The organism is Staphylococcus sp. EG-SA-2, assembly GCF_017152085.1.
Map to the genome: position 1 here is coordinate 1 of NZ_JACYHC010001064.1, position 754 is coordinate 754.

1 protein-coding gene is annotated in these 754 nt (G+C 30.5%); it reads right to left on the bottom strand.

The features are described 5' to 3' along the window. Positions 1-754, bottom strand: a 754-nt coding sequence (locus IDG60_RS18000; RefSeq protein WP_206161021.1) for a dynamin family protein, incomplete at both ends; no start/stop codon positions are given.

Genomic DNA, 754 nt, shown 5'->3' on the forward strand with positions numbered 1-754 from the left:
TCATTAAAATCACTATTTTGCGTCATTTGAGAATTAAACACTGATTTAACATCGTCAAGTAGTTGTAATTTTAAACGTGCATTTAAATGATAAACTTGTTCTTCAACTTCGTTGTCTGTATGTTGTAACGTCGCATCAATTAATTGATGTTGTAAACGCTGTTTATCTTTATAGACTGTTAACCTTTGTTGGCGACGTGAAATATCAGCTTTATTTGTTTCAAATTCTGTAATCATCTCTACATAAGAACGATCCATTTGTTTAAGCTGATGAATCATTTGTTGTTCTAAAATTGATTTAGATTCAACATCAACAAATTGTTGTATGCTTTGTTTTAATTGATCAATGCCCTTATCTTCAGCTTGTAATGCATTTCGACTTGATACAGCAAAAATGTCTGATTGTAAGTGTACTTGTCTTAATGCATCTGATACATATGTTTCAACCGCTTCAAGATCATCTTGACTTTCTGCTAAATCAGCAGCATTAATTACCATTTTAAATGCTTGGTTTTCATTCAACTGGTTCATATCTTTCATGTGTTCTATAAACGCCTTGTCATTATCAGTAAATGAATGATTAAAATAACTTACATACAATATTAAGTCTGAAGAAGTTAAAATTTGCTCGGTTTCATTTGTATGCCTTTGGTTATTTGAGTGTAGCCCTAATGAATCAACAATTATTTTACCTTTTAACCAATCATGCATTAATGCAATGTGTACTGTCTTAACAAATGTTGCATATTCATCTT